The organism is Streptomyces thermodiastaticus, assembly GCF_014656135.1.
Taxonomy (GTDB): Bacteria; Actinomycetota; Actinomycetes; order Streptomycetales; family Streptomycetaceae; genus Streptomyces; species Streptomyces thermodiastaticus.
On record NZ_BNBV01000023.1, the window covers coordinates 39,985 to 59,378 of the forward strand.

Annotated in this window: 17 protein-coding genes and 1 pseudogene; 17 read left to right on the forward strand and 1 reads right to left on the reverse strand. The window is 71.8% G+C overall.

Annotated elements, in window-relative coordinates; translation table 11 throughout:
* Positions 1 to 45: 45 nt before the first annotated feature.
* Complete coding sequence (locus tag IE286_RS19950; protein WP_189798133.1) at positions 46 to 870, reverse strand: peptidylprolyl isomerase; 825 nt, start codon at positions 868 to 870, stop codon at positions 46 to 48.
* Between the two features lie 169 nt (positions 871 to 1,039).
* Here IE286_RS19950 and IE286_RS19955 point away from each other — a divergent pair, with 169 nt between their 5' ends.
* The 17 genes and pseudogenes from IE286_RS19955 to efp all read left to right on the forward strand — a co-directional run bounded on the left by IE286_RS19955 (position 1,040) and on the right by efp (position 19,392).
* The gene (locus tag IE286_RS19955; protein WP_189798134.1) at positions 1,040 to 1,747 is read left to right on the forward strand and encodes an MBL fold metallo-hydrolase; all 708 of its coding nucleotides are present in this window, start codon (positions 1,040 to 1,042) and stop codon (positions 1,745 to 1,747) included.
* A gap of 11 nt (positions 1,748 to 1,758) precedes the next feature.
* On the forward strand, positions 1,759 to 3,021 hold the full coding sequence (gene hisS, locus IE286_RS19960) for a histidine--tRNA ligase (protein WP_189798135.1): 1,263 nt from the start codon (positions 1,759 to 1,761) through the stop codon (positions 3,019 to 3,021).
* A gap of 294 nt (positions 3,022 to 3,315) precedes the next feature.
* Positions 3,316 to 3,972 (forward strand): vitamin K epoxide reductase family protein, encoded by a 657-nt coding sequence (locus IE286_RS19965; protein ID WP_189798136.1) that lies wholly within the window; start codon positions 3,316 to 3,318, stop codon positions 3,970 to 3,972.
* A 120-nt stretch (positions 3,973 to 4,092) separates the two neighbouring features.
* Positions 4,093 to 5,448: a replication-associated recombination protein A gene (locus IE286_RS19970; RefSeq protein WP_189798137.1), complete on the forward strand. Its 1,356-nt coding sequence runs from the start codon at positions 4,093 to 4,095 to the stop codon at positions 5,446 to 5,448.
* Between the two features lie 343 nt (positions 5,449 to 5,791).
* Positions 5,792 to 6,406 carry a 30S ribosomal protein S4 gene (rpsD, locus tag IE286_RS19975; RefSeq protein WP_189798138.1) on the forward strand — a complete coding sequence of 205 codons (615 nt, stop codon included), beginning with the start codon at positions 5,792 to 5,794 and terminating at the stop codon, positions 6,404 to 6,406.
* 309 nt (positions 6,407 to 6,715) lie between these two features.
* Positions 6,716 to 7,165: a DUF948 domain-containing protein gene (locus tag IE286_RS19980; protein ID WP_189798139.1), complete on the forward strand. Its 450-nt coding sequence runs from the start codon at positions 6,716 to 6,718 to the stop codon at positions 7,163 to 7,165.
* Between the two features lie 9 nt (positions 7,166 to 7,174).
* Positions 7,175 to 7,543 (forward strand): hypothetical protein, encoded by a 369-nt coding sequence (locus tag IE286_RS19985; RefSeq protein ID WP_189798140.1) that lies wholly within the window; start codon positions 7,175 to 7,177, stop codon positions 7,541 to 7,543.
* Positions 7,543 to 10,215, forward strand: a complete 2,673-nt coding sequence (gene alaS, locus IE286_RS19990; RefSeq protein ID WP_189798141.1) for an alanine--tRNA ligase — start codon at positions 7,543 to 7,545, stop codon at positions 10,213 to 10,215. The genes IE286_RS19985 and alaS overlap by 1 nt, the downstream gene beginning before the upstream one ends.
* Positions 10,215 to 10,679 (forward strand): Holliday junction resolvase RuvX, encoded by a 465-nt coding sequence (gene ruvX / locus IE286_RS19995; protein ID WP_189798142.1) that lies wholly within the window; start codon positions 10,215 to 10,217, stop codon positions 10,677 to 10,679. The genes alaS and ruvX overlap by 1 nt, the downstream gene beginning before the upstream one ends.
* Before the next feature lie 122 nt (positions 10,680 to 10,801).
* Entirely contained in the window at positions 10,802 to 12,592 is a 1,791-nt protein-coding gene (mltG, locus tag IE286_RS20000) for an endolytic transglycosylase MltG (protein ID WP_189798143.1), read from the forward strand.
* Positions 12,573 to 13,412, forward strand: coding sequence for a shikimate dehydrogenase (locus IE286_RS20005; RefSeq protein WP_189798144.1), 840 nt, complete (start codon positions 12,573 to 12,575; stop codon positions 13,410 to 13,412). The genes mltG and IE286_RS20005 overlap by 20 nt, the downstream gene beginning before the upstream one ends.
* Before the next feature lie 130 nt (positions 13,413 to 13,542).
* Positions 13,543 to 14,727 carry a chorismate synthase gene (aroC, locus tag IE286_RS20010; protein ID WP_189798145.1) on the forward strand — a complete coding sequence of 395 codons (1,185 nt, stop codon included), beginning with the start codon at positions 13,543 to 13,545 and terminating at the stop codon, positions 14,725 to 14,727.
* Positions 14,724 to 15,238 (forward strand): annotated as a pseudogene (locus tag IE286_RS20015) (shikimate kinase). Before aroC ends, IE286_RS20015 begins: the two are co-directional and overlap by 4 nt.
* Entirely contained in the window at positions 15,235 to 16,326 is a 1,092-nt protein-coding gene (gene aroB, locus IE286_RS20020) for a 3-dehydroquinate synthase (protein ID WP_189798146.1), read from the forward strand. Before IE286_RS20015 ends, aroB begins: the two are co-directional and overlap by 4 nt.
* 241 nt (positions 16,327 to 16,567) lie before the next feature.
* Positions 16,568 to 17,506, forward strand: a complete 939-nt coding sequence (locus IE286_RS20025; protein ID WP_189798147.1) for a Pro-rich N-terminal domain-containing protein — start codon at positions 16,568 to 16,570, stop codon at positions 17,504 to 17,506.
* A 160-nt stretch (positions 17,507 to 17,666) separates the two neighbouring features.
* Positions 17,667 to 18,773, forward strand: coding sequence for an aminopeptidase P family protein (locus tag IE286_RS20030; protein WP_189798148.1), 1,107 nt, complete (start codon positions 17,667 to 17,669; stop codon positions 18,771 to 18,773).
* A 52-nt stretch (positions 18,774 to 18,825) separates the two neighbouring features.
* The gene (efp, locus tag IE286_RS20035; RefSeq protein ID WP_189798149.1) at positions 18,826 to 19,392 is read left to right on the forward strand and encodes an elongation factor P; all 567 of its coding nucleotides are present in this window, start codon (positions 18,826 to 18,828) and stop codon (positions 19,390 to 19,392) included.
* Positions 19,393 to 19,394 lie beyond the last annotated feature (2 nt).

Below are 19,394 nucleotides of genomic sequence, written 5' to 3' on the forward strand. Positions count from 1 at the left end.
GTTGCCTGTCCGCATCCAGCGCGACCGAAATTCCGCAGGCGACGGTCAGGATTTCACGACCGTGGCCTTGTCGATCACGACGGTCGCGTTGGGCGCCCCGTCACCGGCACCGGTGTTCTCGCCCGCGTCGGCGATCTTCTTCAGCACCTTCATACCGGCCTCGGAGACCGTACCGAACGGCGTGTAGCTGGGCGGCAGTGGACTGTCCTGGTAGACGAGGAAGAACTGGCTGCCCCCGCTGTCCTTCTGCCCGGTGTTCGCCATCGCCACCGTGCCCGCCGGATACACGTTCCCCTTCAGGCTGGAGTCCTTCAGGTTCTCGTCGGGGATCGTGTAGCCGGGGCCGCCCGTACCGGTGCCCGTCGGGTCGCCGCACTGCAGCACGTAGATGCCGCTCGTGGTCAGCCGGTGGCACTTGGTGTGGTCGAAGTAGCCCTGGCCGGCCAGGAAGTCGAACGAGTTCACCGTGTGCGGCGCGGCCTTCGCCTTCAGCGCCACGTCGATCTCGCCGCACGTCGTCGCCAGCTTCAGCGTGTAGTCGGCGGAGGTGTCGATCGTCATCTCCGGCTCCTTCTTCCAGCTCAGCTTCTTCACCGAGCCGGGAGCCGGCTTGTCGCACGGGTCCGGCGCCTTGCTGGTGGCCGACGCGCTCGGGGTGACCTCCGCGCTCGCGTTCGCCTTGTCGTCGTCGCCGTTGTTCAGGACGCCCGTCGTGTACAGCGCCAGACTGCCGATGACGACCACGCCGAGCACCGACGCGATCACGGAGTTGCGCACACGGGCCCTGCGCCGCGCGGCGGCGCGCCGCTGCTGCTGCCGCAAGAACTTCTCCCGGGCGAGCTGACGCCGCCGCTGCTCCTGGCTGACCACCGGGTTCTCTCCTCAAGCGTCTCGTGTGCCGACCGGTGACTCATGGGTCTGGTGAGCCCACCGACTGCGTGTGCCCCGTACCGTATATGGGTTCGCTGAGGAAGCGGCAGCGCCGGGTAGGCTCGGATCACGACCAACACGCCCTGATCGACACGAACGAAGGACGAACGTGCTCATTGCCGGGTTCCCTGCCGGTGCCTGGGGGACGAACTGCTATCTCGTCGCCCCCGCCGCCGGTGAGGAGTGCGTGATCATCGACCCGGGCCACCAGGCCGCCGACGGCGTCGAGGAAGCGCTGCGCAAGCATCGGCTCAAGCCCGTCGCCGTCGTCCTCACCCACGGCCACATCGACCATGTGGCCTCGGTCGTCCCCGTGTGCGGCGCGCACGACGTGCCGGCCTGGATCCACCCGGCGGACCGCTACATGATGAGCGACCCCGAGAAGGGGATCGGCCGCTCCATCGGCATGCCGCTGATGGGCGAGCTGGCCGTGGGGGAGCCGGACGACGTCAAGGAGCTGGCCGACGGCACCGTGCTGCAGCTGGCGGGGCTGGAGTTCGCCGTCGCGCACGCCCCTGGCCATACCAAGGGGTCGGTGACCTTCCGGATGCCCGAGACCGCCGACGTGCCGTCGGTGTTCTTCTCCGGGGATCTGCTGTTCGCCGGCTCCATCGGACGCACCGACCTGCCGGGCGGCTCCATGGAGGACATGCTCGACTCGCTGGCCCGTGTGTGCCTGCCGCTCGACGACTCCACCGTGGTGCTGTCCGGCCACGGCCCCCAGACGACCATCGGCCAGGAGCGCGCCACCAACCCCTATCTGCGGCAGGTGGCCGCCGGCCAGGGAGCCGGGCAGGCTCCCCGACGAGGAATGTGACGAGAGGCTTCGTGAGCACCTTCAAGGCCCCCAAGGGCACGTACGACCTGATCCCGCCGGACTCCGCCCAGTACCTCGCGGTCCGCGAGGCGATCGCGGCCCCGCTGCGCAACTCCGGCTACGGCTACATCGAGACGCCCGGCTTCGAGAACGTCGAGCTGTTCGCCCGCGGCGTCGGCGAGTCCACCGACATCGTCACCAAGGAGATGTACGCCTTCGAGACCAAGGGCGGCGACAAGCTGGCCCTGCGCCCCGAGGGCACCGCCTCCGTGCTGCGCGCCGCGCTGGAGGCCAACCTGCACAAGGCGGGCAACCTGCCGGTCAAGCTCTGGTACTCCGGCAGCTACTACCGCTACGAGCGTCCGCAGAAGGGCCGTTACCGCCACTTCTCCCAGGTCGGCGCCGAGGCGATCGGCGCGGAGGACCCGGCCCTGGACGCCGAGCTGATCATCCTGGCCGACCAGGCCTACCGCTCGCTCGGCCTGAAGAACTTCCGCATCCTGCTCAACAGCCTGGGCGACCGGGAGTGCCGTCCGGCCTACCGGGCCGCGCTGCAGGACTTCCTGCGCGCCCTGGACCTGGACGAGGAAACCCGCCGCCGGGTCGAGATCAACCCGCTGCGCGTCCTCGACGACAAGCGCGAGTCGGTCCAGAAGCAGCTCGCCGGTGCCCCGCTGCTGCGCGACTACCTGTGCGACGCCTGCAAGGTCTACCACGAGGAGGTCCGCGAGCTGATCGCCGCCGCGGGCGTCTCGTTCGAGGACGACCCGAAGCTGGTGCGCGGCCTGGACTACTACACCCGCACCACCTTCGAGTTCGTCCACGACGGCCTCGGCTCCCAGTCCGCGGTGGGCGGCGGCGGCCGCTACGACGGCCTGTCGGAGATGATCGGCGGCCCCGCGCTGCCGTCCGTCGGCTGGGCGCTCGGCGTGGACCGCACCGTCCTCGCCCTCAAGGCGGAGGGCGTCGAGCTGGAACTGCCCGCTGCCACCAGCGTGTTCGCCGTGCCGCTGGGCGAGGAGGCGCGCCGGGTGCTGTTCGCGAAGATCACCGAGCTGCGCAAGGCGGGCGTGGCGGCCGACTTCTCCTACGGCCACAAGGGCCTGAAGGCCGCGATGAAGGCGGCCAACCGCTCGGGCGCACGCTATGCGCTGGTGGCGGGCGAGCGGGACCTGGCCGAGGGCGTCGTCCAGCTCAAGGACATGGAGTCCGGCGAGCAGGTGGCCGTCGGCCTCGACACGATCGTGGCCGAGCTGACGTCGCGGCTGGGCTGACGTCGCGGCTGGGCTGAGGACCAGCGGACGGGCTGGGGGCCGGGCGGCACGGACGCCCGGCCCCCAGCCCGTTCCGGCGATCACCCCATGAGCTGGTCCTGCGCCGGCCGGGTTGACGGCCCGCGGCCCGGCGGGACGGGCGCCGGCCGGTCCGCCGCGCTGCTGGCGGCGCCGTCCGGAACCGGACACCCCGGCCGCGGGCGCCTGCGCCTTTGTCCCGATCACCGGTGCACCCTCAGCTCCGTGCGGCACAATGACCGTGCCCGAAGCGACTTCGACCGACGGATCGGCGTGATGAGCAAGACGACAGTCAAGGACGTCACCACGGAATCTGAACCGGAGAGCGCGACGGCCTCGCCGCGCACGGTGGGCGGCAGCCGCGCCTTCGCCCTGCTGCTGGTGATCACCGGAGCGGCCGGACTGCTCGCCGCATGGGTCATCACGATCGACAAGCAGAAGATCCTCGAGGCCAAGGTCGTCGGCAAGACCTTCACGCCGGCCTGCAGCCTGAACCCGATCGTCTCCTGCGGCAGCGTCATGGAGAGCAAGCAGGCCTCCGTCTTCGGGTTCCCCAACCCCATGCTCGGCCTGGTCTGCTACGGCATCGTGATCTGCGTCGGGATGAGCCTGCTCGCCCGCGCCCGCTTCCCGCGCTGGTACTGGCTGACCTTCAACTTCGGCACGCTCTTCGGTGTCTGCTTCGTCAGCTGGCTGCAGTTCCAGTCGCTGTACCGGATCAACGCCCTGTGCCTGTGGTGCTGCCTGGCCTGGGTCGCCACGCTCACCATGTTCTGGCACGTGACCAGCCACAACATCCGCAACGACTTCCTGCCCGCCCCGCGCGCCGTGAAGACCTTCCTCGCCGAGTTCACCTGGGTCCTGCCGGTCACCCACAGCGGCGTCATCGCGATGCTCATCCTGACCCGCTGGGGCAGCAGCCTGTGGGCCTGACCGGCCGCCTCACGGGTCCACTGCGGACCTGACGGTCCGCCGCCCGGCTCCGCTGCGGGCCTGACCGGCCGCCGCCGGGCCCCGGACCGTGCTGTCGGCGGTGTGCCATAGGGTTTCAGCGTGGAGCCCGACCTGTTCACCGCCGCAGCAGAAGAACGCCAGGAGAAGGAGCCCTCCGCGAGCCCTCTGGCGGTGAGGATGCGCCCGCGCACCCTCGACGAGGTGGTGGGCCAGCAGCACCTGCTCAAGCCCGGCTCGCCGTTGCGCCGGCTGGTGGGCGAGGGCGCGGGCGGCCCCGCCGGCCCCTCCTCGGTGATCCTGTGGGGCCCGCCCGGCACCGGCAAGACCACCCTGGCGTACGTCGTCTCCAAGGCCACCAACAAGCGCTTCGTCGAACTGTCGGCGATCACCGCGGGCGTGAAGGAGGTCCGTACGGTCATCGACGGCGCCCGCCGCGCCTCCGGCGGTTACGGGCAGGAGACCGTGCTCTTCCTCGACGAGATTCACCGCTTCAGCAAGGCCCAGCAGGACTCCCTGCTGCCCGCGGTGGAGAACCGCTGGGTCACCCTGATCGCCGCCACCACGGAGAACCCGTACTTCTCGGTCATCTCCCCGCTGCTGTCGCGCTCCCTGCTGCTCACCCTGGAGCCGCTCACCGACGAGGACATCCGGGGCCTGCTGCGCCGCGCCCTGACCGACGAACGCGGCCTGAAGTCCGCCGTCGCCCTCCCCGAGGACACCGAGAACCACCTGCTGCGCATCGCCGGCGGCGACGCCCGCCGCGCCCTGACCGCCCTGGAGGCCGCCGCGGGCGCCGCCCTGGACAAGGGCGAGAGCGAGATCACCCTGACCACGCTGGAGGAGACGGTCGACCGCGCCGCGGTGAAGTACGACCGCGACGGCGACCAGCACTACGACGTGGCCAGCGCCCTGATCAAGTCCATCCGCGGCTCCGACGTCGACGCCGCCCTGCACTACCTGGCCCGCATGATCGAGGCCGGCGAGGACCCGCGGTTCATCGCCCGCCGGCTGATGATCTCCGCCAGCGAGGACATCGGCCTCGCCGACCCCACCGCGCTGCCCCTCGTGGTGGCCGCCGCCCAGGCCGTCGCCATGATCGGCTTCCCCGAGGCAGCGCTCACCCTCAGCCACGCCACCATCGCCCTGGCCCTCGCCCCCAAGTCCAACTCGGCGACCACCGCCATCGGCGCCGCCCTGGAGGACGTGCGCAAGGGGCTCGCCGGGCCGGTCCCCGCCCACCTGCGCGACAGCCACTACCAGGGCGCAGCCAAGCTCGGCCACGGCAAGGGCTACGTCTACCCGCACGACCTGCCCGAGGGCATCGCCGCCCAGCAGTACGCCCCGGACGCGCTGAAGAACCGCGAGTACTACACCCCGACCCGGCACGGAGCCGAGGCGCGGTACGCGGACGCCGTGGAATGGACCCGCAGACACCTGGGTCGAAAGCGGTCCTGAGCACCCTGTAGACTTCGCACAAGCGCTGCGTCCCGTGTCCGGAACCCCGCAAGGGAAACCGGCACCACCAGAGCGGGACATCCAGCCGGAACCCCATCGCCGCAGGGCAGCGGGGATCCAGGAGCGTCGCGCACCGTCGAACGGTGTCGCGGGCAGCCCACCACCACCCGGAGTGCCCGGAGCCGTCGGTGGGCCACTCGCGTGCTGCACGTTGTGCCCAGACCAGGGAGCGGCTGCCCCGCAGGTCCGCATGCGGACCCGCAGGGTTTCCCCGGCTGCGGATGCGACCTCCCCTAACCCTGGTGAAGCCGTATTCACACAGAAACACGAGGTGTTCGGTTCCATGGCGAACCAGTCCCGCCCCAAGGTCAAGAAGTCGCGTGCCCTCGGCATCGCGCTGACCCCGAAGGCCGTCAAGTACTTCGAGGCCCGCCCCTACCCGCCGGGCGAGCACGGCCGCGGCCGCAAGCAGAACTCGGACTACAAGGTCCGTCTGCTGGAGAAGCAGCGTCTGCGCGCGCAGTACGACATCTCCGAGCGCCAGCTGGTGCGCGCCTACGAGCGTGCGGCCAAGGTCCAGGGCAAGACCGGTGAGGCCCTGATCGTGGAGCTGGAGAAGCGCCTCGACGCGCTGGTCCTGCGTTCGGGCATCGCCCGCACGATCTACCAGGCCCGCCAGATGGTCGTCCACGGCCACATCCAGGTCAACGGCCAGAAGGTCGACAAGCCGTCCTTCCGTGTCCGCCCCGACGACGTCGTCCAGGTGCGCGAGCGCTCCCAGAACAAGACGCTCTTCCAGATCGCCCGTGAGGGTGGCTTCGCTCCCGACGGCGAGACCCCCCGCTACCTGCAGGTGAACCTCAAGGCCCTGGCGTTCCGCCTGGACCGCGAGCCGAACCGCAAGGAGATCCCGGTCGTCTGCGACGAGCAGCTCGTCGTCGAGTACTACGCCCGCTGACCCCGCGTCGGCAGGCAGCGACCGCCTCGGCCCGTCGTCCCCCCGCCCCTCGTGGGCGGGCGGGGCGGCGGGCTCGCGCGCATCCGTCCCCGGGCGCCGCGGCCGGTGCCCGGGGACGGGCACGGGTGCCGTGTCGGGCCGTGCGCGGTGCGTACGAACACCCGGCGGCCCTGCCGGCCCGTATTCCGGTACGGAGCGCGGTCCGCGGCGCGATAGGCTCGGAGCACGACTTTCTCGATGGTCCCGGTGTCTCGCGGCGCGCCCTGCGGCGCCCGGCGCACATCGGTCCAGGCACGTATCAGGGAGCGGGTGCGCACAGTGTCCGGTGGTGAGGTGGCCGGGATCCTGGTGGCCGTGTTCTGGGCGATCCTGGTCTCCTTCCTCGCGGTCGCACTGGCGAGGCTGGCCCAGACGCTCAAGGCGACCACCAAGCTCGTGGCGGACGTGACCGAGCAGGCCGTCCCGCTGCTGGCCGACGCCTCCCAGGCGGTGCGCTCGGCGCAGGCCCAGCTCGACCGCGTCGACGCGATCGCCTCGGACGTGCAGGAGGTCACCGCCAACGCCTCCGCGCTGTCCACCACCGTCGCCTCCACCTTCGGCGGTCCCCTCGTCAAGGTGGCCGCCTTCGGCTACGGCGTGCGCCGCGCGCTGAACGGCCGCAAGGAGGACGTGCCCGCCCGTGCCCCGAGGCGTACCGTGATCGTGGGCCGCACCGTCCCGGCCGCCCGGCGTGGGAAGCGGAACAACCGGGAGAGGTAAGGACTAGCGATGTTCCGCCGTACGTTCTGGTTCACCACCGGTGTCGCGGCCGGTGTGTGGGCCACCACCAAGATCAACCGGAAGCTGAAGCAGCTGACCCCCGACAGCGTCGCCGCCACCGCGGCGAACAAGGCGCTGGAGACCGGCCAGCGGCTCAGGGACCGGGCGGTGGAGTTCGCGCTCGACGTCCGCGACAACATGGCCCGGCGGGAGGCGGAACTCGGCGAGGCACTCGGTATCGGCGCCGACGCCGGCTCCGCACTCCCCGCGCCGCGGCGGTACGCCGCCATCGAGAACCGCGCCACCCCGCTGTACGCCGAGAAGCAGGTGCAGCGGACCTACCCGTACAACTCGTACAACCGGAATGAGGACCACTGATGGAGTCGGCTGAGATCCGCCGTCGCTGGCTGAGCTTCTTCGAGGAGCGCGGGCACACCGTCGTCCCTTCGGCGTCGCTCATCGCGGACGACCCGACTCTGCTCCTCGTCCCGGCCGGCATGGTGCCCTTCAAGCCCTACTTCCTGGGCGAGGTCAAGCCGCCGTTCCCGCGCGCCACCAGCGTGCAGAAGTGCGTGCGCACGCCCGACATCGACGAGGTCGGCAAGACCACGCGGCACGGCACGTTCTTCCAGATGTGCGGCAATTTCTCCTTCGGCGACTACTTCAAGGAAGGCGCCATCGAGCTCGCCTGGGAGCTGCTGACCACCCCCCAGGACAAGGGCGGGTACGGCCTGGAGCCGGAGAAGCTGTGGATCACCGTCTACGAGGACGACGACGAGGCCGAGCAGATCTGGCGTGACGTCGTCGGCGTGCCCGCCGAGCGCATCCAGCGCCTGGGCAAGAAGGACAACTTCTGGTCCATGGGCGTGCCCGGCCCGTGCGGCCCCTGCTCCGAGATCAACTACGACCGCGGCCCGGAGTTCGGCCCCGAGGGCGGCCCCGCCGTCAACGACGAGCGGTACGTGGAGATCTGGAACCTCGTCTTCATGCAGTACGAGCGGGGCGAGGGCACCGGCAAGGACGACTTCGAGATCCTCGGCGACCTGCCGAGCAAGAACATCGACACCGGCCTCGGCCTGGAACGGCTCGCCATGATTCTGCAGGGCGTGCAGAACATGTACGAGATCGACACCTCCATGGCCGTCATCAAGAAGGCCACCGAGCTGACCGGCGTGGCCTACGGCGACGCCCACGACTCGGACGTGTCCCTGCGCGTCGTCACCGACCACATGCGCACGGCCACGATGCTCATCGGCGACGGCGTCACCCCCGGCAACGAGGGCCGCGGCTACGTGCTGCGCCGCATCATGCGCCGCGCCATCCGCAACATGCGCCTGCTGGGCGCCACCGGCCCGGTCGTCAAGGACCTCCTCGACACCGTGATCGGCATCATGGGCCGGCAGTACCCGGAGCTGATCACCGACCGCGAGCGCATCGAGAAGGTCGCCCTCGCCGAGGAGGCCGCCTTCCTGAAGACGCTGAAGGCCGGCACCACCATCCTCGACAACGCCGTCACCGAGACCAAGCAGGCCGGCGGCACGGTCCTGTCCGGTGAGAAGGCCTTCCTGCTCCACGACACCTGGGGCTTCCCGATCGACCTCACCCTGGAGATGGCCGCCGAGCAGGGCCTGAGCGTGGACGAGGAGGGCTTCCGCCGCCTGATGCGCGAGCAGCGGGAGCGCGCCAAGGCCGACGCCCAGGCCAAGAAGACCGGCCACGCCGACCTCGGCGCCTACCGGGAGATCGCCGACACCTCCGGCGAGACCGACTTCATCGGCTACACCGACACCGAGGGCGAGTCCACCATCGTCGGCCTGCTGGTCGACGGCGTGTCCTCCCCGGCCGCCACCGAGGGCGACGAGGTCGAGGTCGTCCTGGACCGCACCCCGTTCTACGCCGAGGGCGGCGGCCAGATCGGCGACACCGGCCGCATCACGGTGGACTCCGGTGCCGTCATCGAGGTCCGCGACTGCCAGAAGCCGGTCCCGGGCGTCTACGTCCACAAGGGCGTGGTGCAGGTCGGCGAGGTGACCGTCGGCGCCAAGGCCCACGCCCGGATCGACGTGCGCCGCCGCAAGGCCATCGCCCGCGCCCACTCGGCCACGCACCTGACCCACCAGGCCCTGCGCGACGCGCTCGGCCCGACGGCCGCCCAGGCCGGCTCGGAGAACCAGCCCGGCCGCTTCCGCTTCGACTTCGGCTCCCCCTCCGCCGTGCCGCAGTCGGTGATGACCGACGTGGAGCAGAAGATCAACGAGGTGCTCGCCCGCGACCTCGACGTCACCGCCGAGATCATGGGCCTGGAGGAGGCCAAGAAGCAGGGCGCCATCGCCGAGTTCGGCGAGAAGTACGGCGAGCGGGTCCGCGTGGTCACCATCGGCGACTTCTCCAAGGAGCTGTGCGGCGGCACCCACGTGCACAACACCGCCCAGCTGGGTCTGGTGAAGCTGCTCGGCGAGTCCTCCATCGGCTCCGGTGTGCGCCGTATCGAGGCCCTGGTCGGCGTGGACGCCTACCAGTTCCTCGCCCGCGAGCACACGGTCGTCAACCAGCTCACCGAGTTGCTCAAGGGCCGCCCGGAGGAGCTGCCGGAGAAGATCTCCGCGATGCTCGGCAAGCTGAAGGACGCCGAGAAGGAGATCGAGAAGTTCCGCGCCGAGAAGGTGCTGCAGGCCGCCGCCGGCCTCGCCGAGTCCGCCAAGGACGTCCGCGGCGTCGCCCTGGTCACCGGCCGGGTCCCGGACGGCACGACCGCCGACGACCTGCGCAAGCTGGTCCTCGACGTGCGGGGCCGCATCCAGGGCGGGCGGGCCGCCGTCGTGGCCCTGTTCACCGTGAACAACGGCAAGCCGCTCACGGTCGTCGCCACCAACGAGGCCGCCCGCGACCGCGGCCTGAAGGCCGGCGACCTGGTCCGCACCGCCGCCAAGACGCTCGGCGGCGGCGGTGGCGGCAAGCCGGACGTCGCTCAGGGCGGCGGCCAGAACCCTCAGGCCGTCGGCGAGGCCGTGGACGCCGTGGAGCGTCTCGTGGCGGAAACGGCCAAGTGATGCGCAGGGGCCGACGGCTCGCGATCGACGTCGGGGACGCCCGGATCGGGGTCGCCTCGTGCGACCCCGACGGGATCCTCGCCACCCCTGTGGAGACGGTGCCCGGCCGGGACGTCCCGGCCGCGCACCGCCGGCTGACACAGCTCGTGGAGGAGTACGAGCCCATCGAGGTCGTCGTCGGCCTGCCCCGCTCCCTCAAGGGGGGCGAGGGCCCGGCGGCCGCCAAGGCCCGGGCCTTCGCCGGCGAGCTGGCCAAGAACATCGCACCCGTTCCGGTGCGTCTGGTCGACGAGCGGATGACCACGGTCAGCGCCAGTCAGGGACTGCGTGCCTCCGGGGTGAACGCCAGGAAGGGACGCTCCGTGATCGACCAGGCCGCGGCCGTCGTCATCCTGCAACAGGCCCTGGAATCCGAACGGGTGTCAGGCAGCGCACCCGGCGAGGGCGTCGAAGTGGCCCCGTGATCGCGATACGGTAACGTTCCGCGCGATGCGCCGGTGTTCGAACAGCGGGCGCACAGCAAGAGGCGGATCGGCAGCCGCACGAGGGGGCCATCTGAGTGCCGCCTCGCGGCTCTAGGGGATCGATGACTGAGTATGGCCGGGGCCCAGGCTCCGAACCGTGGCATCCGGAGGACCCGTTGTACGGGGACGTCGGGTGGAGGGGGCAGCAGGGGTACCCCGACCCGCAGTCCCCCTACGAGGGCCACCCGCAGCAGCCGCACCCGTCGCAGTACGGCGACTGGAGCCAGGCCCCGCAGCCCGGATACGACGGGCAGCACCCGCAGCACTACGACCCTCTGGGCGGCCACCCGCAGGCACCGTACGGCGGACACGAGGCACAGCAGTCCGGCTCGTACGACCCGCAGTACCCCTCCCACCAGGGCGGTCCGGAGCACCAGGGCTACCCGCAGCAAGCCTGTGAGCCGTACCGGCAGGACGGCTGGGACGGCACCGGCACGCACCAGCAGGTGCCGTACCCCGACCCGCTCGACCCGTACGGCCAGCAGCACGCGGCGGCCTCGGCCCAGGCGCAGCCCGACCCGTACGGCGAGGCCGCCGAGGGGTACCCGCCGCCGCAGCCGCCGAACCGCAGAGGGGAGGGGCCCGACGGCGACGCGGACCCCGGCGCCGGGTCCGGCTCCGACGAGCAGGACCACGCCTTCTGGTCGTCCGCCGAGGAGGAGACCGAAAAGGACGACAGCGACGGGAAGAGGACCCCGGACGCCGGCGACCCGGCCGGACGGCCCAGCCGGAGCGAGCGCCGGGCACGCGGCGGCAGGAGCAACGGGGGCCGCAAGCGCCGCAACGGCATGGCCTGCCTCGTCGTGGCCGTGGTGCTTGGCGGCGGCGCGGCCGGTGTGGTCTGGTACGGCTACCACTTCTACCAGAACCGGTTCGCCCCGGCCCCGGACTACGAGGGCGACGGCATCGCCGAGACGGTCACCGTGGAGATCCCCGAAGGGGCCGGCGGCTACGACATCGGGCGTGCCCTGAAGAAGGCGGGCGTGGTCAAGAGCGTCGACGCGTTCGTGGCCGCCCAGTCACGCAACCCGAAGGGCAAGCAGATCCAGGCCGGTGCCTATCTGCTGAACAAGCAGATGTCCGCCGCCAGCGCGGTGGCGCTCATGCTCGACCCCCGCAGCCAGAGCAACGTCCTGGTCAAACCGGGCGAGCGCAACGCCCAGGTGTACGAGGCGATCGACAAACGGCTCGGCCTCGCCGCCGGCACCACGAAGAAGGTCGCCGCCGAGGAGTACAAGAACCTCGGCCTGCCCAGCTGGGCGAACTCGAACCCGGACATCATGGACCCGCTGGAGGGCTTCCTTTACCCGGGCACCTATCCCGCGGCCAAGGGCATGAAGCCCGAGGCGGTGCTGCGGAAGATGGTCGAACAGGCGGGGAAGGCGTACAACCGCTACGACCTGGACGCGAAGGCGGAGGACTTCGGCCTGTCCAGCCCCCTGGAGCTGGTGACGGTCGCCAGCCTCGTCCAGGCCGAGGGCAAGACCCACGACGACTTCCGCATGATGGCCGAGGTCGTCTACAACCGCCTCAAGCCGACCAACACCGAGACCAACCGGAAGCTGCAGTTCGACTCGACCTTCAACTATCTGAAGGGCGAGAGCAACATCCACATCAGCGAAAAAGAGATCAACAGCAACACCAACCCCTACAACACCTACACCCACGCGGGCCTGCCGCCCGGGCCGATCGGCAACCCCGGCGAGGACGCCCTGAAGGCAGCCCTGAATCCGACCCACGACGGCTGGATCTACTTCGTGGCGACCGACGGTGTGGACAAGACCGAGTTCGCCAAGACCTACTCCGAATTCCTGAAGCTCAAGGACAAGTTCGATGCCAGCTCGGGCACCTGAGACCCGCCGGGCCGCCGTGCTCGGTTCGCCCATCGCGCACTCCCTGTCCCCGGCGCTGCACCGCGCGGCCTACGCGGAGCTGGGCCTGACGCACTGGACCTACGACCGGTTCGACGTCGACGAGGCCGCCCTGCCCGGCTTCCTGGAGCGGCTCGGACCCGAGTGGGCGGGGCTGTCGCTGACCATGCCGCTGAAGCGGGCCGTGATCCCGCTGCTCGACGAGATCAGCGACACCGCCGCCTCCGTCGAGGCGGTCAACACCGTCGTCTTCACCGAGGACGGCCGGCGCACCGGCGACAACACCGACATCCCCGGCATGGTCGCCGCGCTGCGCGAGCACGGCATCGAGCAGGTCGACTCCGCCGCGATCCTCGGCGCGGGCGCCACCGCCTCCTCCGCACTGGCCGCCCTGGCCCGGGTGTGCACCGGGGAGATCGTCGCCTATGTGCGCAGCGGGGCCCGGGCCGGCGAGATGCGCCGCTGGGGCGAGCGGCTCGGCGTCGAGGTGCGCACGGCCGACTGGTCCGACGCCGCCGAGGCCCTGCGCGCCCCGCTGGTCGTCGCCACCACCCCGGCCGGCGCCACCGACGCCCTCGCCGCTGCCGTGCCCGAGCGGCCCGCCACCCTCTTCGACGTGCTCTACGACCCGTGGCCCACCGAGCTGGCCGCGCGCTGGTCCCTGGCCGGCGGCGCCGTCGTCGGCGGCCTGGACCTGCTGGTGCACCAGGCGGTGCTGCAGGTGGAACAGATGACAGGCCGCGCCCCCGCCCCGCTCGCCGCCATGCGCCGCGCCGGCGAGAAGGCACTGGCGGAACGCTGAGCTCCGCGTCCGCCTGCTGGACCGGCGGCGAAACTCCCGATCCGCACGTGGGAGGATCGGAGGTGGCGGACCAGGGCAGCGCACCCGGTCGCGCCGTCGCAGTTCCAGGGCGCGAGGATGAGGAGCACCGTTGAGCAGGTTGCGTTGGCTGACCGCGGGGGAGTCCCACGGACCCGCACTCGTCGCCACGCTGGAGGGACTTCCCGCCGGCGTGCCGGTCACCACGGACATGGTGGCCGACCATCTGGCCCGGCGGCGGCTGGGCTACGGCCGCGGCGCGCGGATGACGTTCGAGCGGGACGAGGTCACCTTCCTCGGCGGCGTCCGGCACGGGCTCACCCTGGGCTCCCCGGTCGCGATCATGGTGGGGAACACCGAGTGGCCGAAGTGGGAGAAGGTCATGGCCGCCGACCCGGTGGACCCGGCGGAGCTGGCCGACCTCGCCCGCAACGCGCCGCTGACCCGGCCGCGCCCGGGCCACGCGGACCTGGCCGGCATGCAGAAGTACGGCTTCGACGAGGCCCGTCCGGTGCTGGAGCGGGCCTCGGCGCGGGAGACGGCGGCCCGGGTGGCGCTGGGCGCGGTGGCCCGGTCGTACCTGAAGGAGACCGCCGGCATCGAGATCGTCTCGCACGTGGTGGAGCTGGCCGGTGCCAAGGCCCCCTACGGGGTGTACCCGAAGCCCGCGGACGTGGAGAGGCTGGACGCGGACCCGGTGCGCTGCCTGGACCCGGACGCCTCCAAGGCGATGGTCGAGGAGATCGACCGGGCCCACAAGGACGGCGACACCCTCGGTGGCGTCGTCGAGGTGCTGGCCTACGGGGTGCCCGTGGGACTGGGCTCCCACGTCCACTGGGACCGCCGCCTGGACGCGCGGCTGGCCGGGGCGCTCATGGGCATCCAGGCCATCAAGGGCGTGGAGGTCGGGGACGGTTTCGAGCTGGCGCGGGTGCCCGGCTCCCAGGCCCACGACGAGATCGTGCCCACCGGCGAGGGCATCCGCCGGGCGACCGGTCGCTCCGGCGGCACCGAGGGCGGGCTGTCCACCGGTGAACTGCTGCGGGTGCGGGCGGCGATGAAGCCGATCGCGACGGTCCCGCGGGCCCTGCGGACGGTGGACGTCTCCACCGGCGAGCCCGCGCAGGCCCACCACCAGCGCTCGGACGTGTGCGCGGTGCCCGCGGCCGGCATCGTCGCCGAGGCGATGGTGGCCCTGGTACTGGCCGACGCGGTGGCGGAGAAGTTCGGCGGCGACAGCGTCGCCGAGACCCGCCGCAACGTGCAGGCCTACCTCGACCACCTGCACATCCGATGAGCGGGCCGCTGGTGGTCCTGGTCGGGCCGATGGGCGTGGGCAAGTCCACGGTCGGGCGGCTGCTGGCCGGCCGGCTCGGCACGGGCTACCGGGACACGGACGACGACATCGTCGCCGCCGAGGGGCGCAGCATCTCCGACATCTTCGTCGACGAGGGCGAGCCGTACTTCCGGGCGCTGGAGAAGGAGGCCGTCGCCCGGGCGCTCGCGGACTTCGACGGCGTGCTGTCCCTGGGCGGCGGGGCGATCCTCGACGCGGACACCCGCAGGCTGCTGGCCGGACACCGCGTGGTGTACCTGTCCATGGACGTGGAGGAGGCGGTGCGGCGCACCGGCCTGAACGTCGCCCGCCCGCTGCTCGCGGTCAACCCGCGCAGACAGTGGCGGGAACTGATGGAGGCACGCCGCCACCTGTACGAGGAGGTCGCCACCGCACAGGTGGCCACCGACGGCCGCAGCCCCGAGGAAGTCACCGAAGCCGTCCTGGAGCAGTGGAGTTGAAGCAGGCATGAGCGAGGCAGTCACCCGGATCCGCGTCGGCGGCACCGCGGGCACCGACCCCTACGACGTCCTGATCGGGCAGCGGCTCCTCGGCGAGTTGCCCGGCCTGATCGGCGACCGGGCCAAGCGGGTCGCCGTGATCCACCCCGAGGCGCTGACGGAGACCGGCGAGGCGCTGCGCACCGACCTGGCCGAGCAGGGCTACGAGGCGATCGCCATCCAGGTGCCCAACGCCGAGGAGGCCAAGACCGCCGAGGTCGCCGCCTACTGCTGGAAGGCGCTCGGCCAGTCCGGCTTCACCCGCTCCGACGTCGTCGTCGGCGTCGGCGGCGGCGCCACCACGGACCTGGCCGGTTTCGTGGCCGCCACCTGGCTGCGCGGCGTGCGCTGGGTCGCCGTTCCCACGACCGTGCTGGCCATGGTGGACGCCGCCGTGGGCGGCAAGACCGGCATCAACACCGCCGAGGGCAAGAACCTGGTGGGCGCGTTCCACCCGCCCGCGGGCGTGCTGTGCGACCTGGCCGCGCTGGAGTCCCTGCCGGTCCACGACTACGTCTCCGGTCTGGCCGAGATCATCAAGGCCGGCTTCATCGCCGACCCGGTGATCCTCGACCTGATCGAGTCCGACCCCGAGGCCGCGCGCACCCCGGCCGGACCGCACACCGCCGAGCTGATCGAGCGCTCGATCCGGGTGAAGGCGGACGTGGTCTCCGCGGACCTGAAGGAGTCGGGCCTGCGGGAGATCCTCAATTACGGCCACACCCTCGGCCACGCCATCGAGAAGAACGAGCGCTACACGTGGCGGCACGGCGCCGCGGTCGCCGTCGGCATGCACTTCGCCGCCGAACTGGGCCGTCTCGCGGGCCGCCTGGACGATGCCACGGCCGACCGCCACCGGACGGTCCTCGAAGCGGTGGGGCTGCCCCTGCACTACCGCTACGACCAGTGGCCCAAGCTGCTGGAGACGATGAAGGTCGACAAGAAGTCCCGCGGCGACCTGCTGCGCTTCGTCGTCCTGGACGGCCTGGCCAAGCCCACCGTCCTGGAGGGCCCGGACCCGGCCGTGCTGCTCGCCGCCTACGGCGAGGTGGGCCGGTAGGCCGCGCCGCGGCGTCCGTTCGATCCGCGCGCGCGTACACCGGTCGCTGAGCGCACGTCAGCGCCGCTGCATTTTCGGCGGTTGCGCCGAGTAAGCGCCGATTCGCCTGCGCGGAGGGGCACTTCGGACCATCCCCGGCCGCTTCACCATCCCACGGCCGGGGACGGTACCGTTCGAATGGCAGCGGGGATCGGGCCCGCTGCCAGCGCCCCTTGCCTTGTACGAGACGGAGTGGCACCGGATGCAGCACGCAGTGGGTTCTCCGCTGCCGCCGCCCCATCAGCCGGGGCACGGACCAGCCGCCGGCTGGCCGCCGGCCGCGCACCACCCGGGTCCGCACCATCCCGGTGCGTCGCACCCGGCTCCGCACGACGGCCCGGGCCCAGTGCCCTCGCCGCACCCTCCCGGTGCGCCGACGGGCCACCAGCCGCCCCCGCCGCCCATGCCTCCGGCTCCGCCGCCGGGCCACCAGGCACCGCCCATACCCCCGGCGCCCCCGCAGCCGGCCGCCGTCCACCCGGCCCCTGCGGCCCCGGACGCCACCGGCCACCTGCGGCTGCCGGCGGCCGGCCCGGTCACCGCGCCGAGCGCGCCGCCCGCCCGGTCCGCGCCCGACCCGACCACCACCACGCTCGCCGTGCTGCTGATCGGCCCTGCGGGCGCCGGCAAGACCAGCGTCGCCAAGCACTGGGCCGAACACCGCCCGGTCCCCACCGCGCACATCAGCCTCGACGACGTCCGCGAGTGGGTCCGCTCGGGCTTCGCCGATCCGCAGGCCGGGTGGAACGACGACTCCGAGACCCAGTACCGCCTCGCCCGCCGCACCTGCGGGTTCGCGGCACGCAACTTCCTCGCCAACGGCATCTCGTGCATCCTCGACGACGCCGTGTTCCCCGACCGTCCGGTGATCGGCCTCGGCGGCTGGAAACGGCACGTGGGCCCCGGACTGCTGCCGGTCGTCCTGCTGCCCGGCCTGGACGTCGTCCTGGAACGCAACGCCGAGCGCACCGGCAACCGCCGGCTGGCCGACGAGGAGGTCGCCCGCATCCACGGCCGCATGGCCGGCTGGTACGGGTCGGGCCTGCCCATCATCGACAACTCCCAGCTGGACATCCCCACCACCGCGCGGCTCCTCGACGAGGTCCTGGCCCGCGCCATCGCCAGCCCCCCGAGCTGGTAGGCACGGGCTCGTGCGGGCGCACCGGCGGGCGGCGCACCCCGCGCCTCCGGTCCGCCGGGCACGGCACGCCGGACGCGGCGGGCGGGGCACCCCGCCGGGTGCACCCCCACTCGGCCTCTCCCGAACGGCGACATCGGGCCATCGCCCTTACGCTCGGTTCATGTCAGAGGTCTACGCGGTCCGCCGCACCCGGCTCAGGGAGCGCTGCACTGCGGGCGGCAGCGCGGCGGCGCTGGTGACTCGACCCGCGAACGTGCGGTACCTCGCGGGGGCGGCCCCGCAGGGTGCCGTCCTGCTCCTCGGCAAACGCGAGGACCTGCTGGTGTGCCGCATCCCGCCGGACGACCGGCCCCACGAGGGCCGTCCCGACGAGGCTCTGCGGGTGCATGTGCTGCCCCAGCCCTCCGGCGACCCGGCCGTCGCCGCGGCCGGCCTCGCCCAGGCACAGGGCGCCGACTCGCTCGCCGTCGAGGAGCACCACCTCACCGTGGCCCGCCACCGGGCCCTCGCCTCGGTGGCGCCCCGGCTCCGCCTGACCGACCTGGGCACCGCGGTGGAACAGCTCAGGGTCGTCAAGGACGAGGAGGAGATCTCCTGCCTCAGGATCGGCGCCGAGATCGCCGACCAGGCCCTCGGCGAGCTGCTGGAATCGATCCTCGTCGGCCGAACCGAGCGGCATCTCGCCCTGGAGCTGGAACGCCGGCTGGTCGATCACGGCGCCGACGGTCCCGCCTTCCCGACCTCGGTCGCCACCGGCCCGAACTCCGGCCGCCGCGGCCACCGGCCCACCGACCGCCGGGTGGAGGAGGGCGACTTTCTCTCGGTCTGCCTGGGCGCCGCCTACCGCGGCTACCGCTGCGAGATCGGCCGCACCTTCGTGATCGGCACCTCTCCCGCGGACTGGCAGATCCAGCTGTACGATCTGGTCTTCGCCGCCCAGCGGGCCGGCCGTGAGGCGCTGGCGCCGGGCGCCGCCTGCCGGGACGTGGACCGTGCCGCGCGGCAGGTGCTGGACTCGGCGGGATACGGAGAGCAACTGCAGCCGCTCACCGGGCACGGGGTCGGACTCGAAATCCACGAGGACCCGCAACTGGCCCCCGCGGCCATGGGTAAACTGGACGCTTGCGTGCCGGTCACCGTCGAACCGGGGGTCCACCTCCCGGGGCGGGGCGGTGTCCGGATCGATGACACGCTCGTCGTGCGCCCCGAGGCGGACGGCGGACCCGAGCTACTCACCATCACGACCAAGGAGCTGCTCGCCCTCTAGGCAGGTGCGTGCCCCGGGGTCGTCCACGTAAGTCCAGGAGATTGAAGCAACCGTGGCTTCCACGAACGACCTCAAGAACGGCATGGTGCTCAAGCTCGAAGGCGGCCAGCTGTGGTCCGTCGTCGAGTTCCAGCACGTCAAGCCCGGCAAGGGCCCGGCCTTCGTGCGCACCAAGCTGAAGAACGTGCTGTCCGGCAAGATCGTCGACAAGACCTTCAACGCCGGCGTCAAGGTCGAGACGGCCACCGTCGACAAGCGCGACATGCAGTTCTCCTACATGGACGGCGACTACTTCGTCTTCATGGACATGGAGACCTACGACCAGCTCCACGTCGACCGCAAGGTCGTCGGCGACGCCGCCAACTTCCTGGTCGAGGGCTTCGAGGCCACCGTGGCCCAGCACGAGGGCGAGGTGCTCTTCGTCGAGCTGCCCGCCGCCGTGGAGCTGACCGTCGCCGAGACCGAGCCGGGCGTCCAGGGCGACCGCTCCACCGGCGGCACCAAGCCGGCCACGCTGGAGACCGGCCACCAGATCCAGGTCCCGCTGTTCATCACCACCGGTGAGAAGATCAAGGTCGACACCCGCACGAGCGACTACCTCGGCCGGGTGAACAGCTGACC

Excerpts from the sequence above, each read along its gene's own strand:
- IE286_RS19965 (WP_189798136.1), top strand. The coding sequence starts at position 3,316 with ATGAGCAAGACGACAGTCAAGGACGTCACCACGGAATCTGAACCGGAG.
- rpsD (WP_189798138.1), top strand. The coding sequence starts at position 5,792 with ATGGCGAACCAGTCCCGCCCCAAGGTCAAGAAGTCGCGTGCCCTCGGC.
- IE286_RS19985 (WP_189798140.1), top strand. The coding sequence starts at position 7,175 with ATGTTCCGCCGTACGTTCTGGTTCACCACCGGTGTCGCGGCCGGTGTG.
- alaS (WP_189798141.1), top strand. The coding sequence starts at position 7,543 with ATGGAGTCGGCTGAGATCCGCCGTCGCTGGCTGAGCTTCTTCGAGGAG.
- ruvX (WP_189798142.1), top strand. The coding sequence starts at position 10,215 with ATGCGCAGGGGCCGACGGCTCGCGATCGACGTCGGGGACGCCCGGATC.
- mltG (WP_189798143.1), top strand. The coding sequence starts at position 10,802 with ATGACTGAGTATGGCCGGGGCCCAGGCTCCGAACCGTGGCATCCGGAG.
- IE286_RS20005 (WP_189798144.1), top strand. The coding sequence starts at position 12,573 with ATGCCAGCTCGGGCACCTGAGACCCGCCGGGCCGCCGTGCTCGGTTCG.
- aroB (WP_189798146.1), top strand. The coding sequence starts at position 15,235 with ATGAGCGAGGCAGTCACCCGGATCCGCGTCGGCGGCACCGCGGGCACC.
- IE286_RS20025 (WP_189798147.1), top strand. The coding sequence starts at position 16,568 with ATGCAGCACGCAGTGGGTTCTCCGCTGCCGCCGCCCCATCAGCCGGGG.
- IE286_RS20030 (WP_189798148.1), top strand. The coding sequence starts at position 17,667 with ATGTCAGAGGTCTACGCGGTCCGCCGCACCCGGCTCAGGGAGCGCTGC.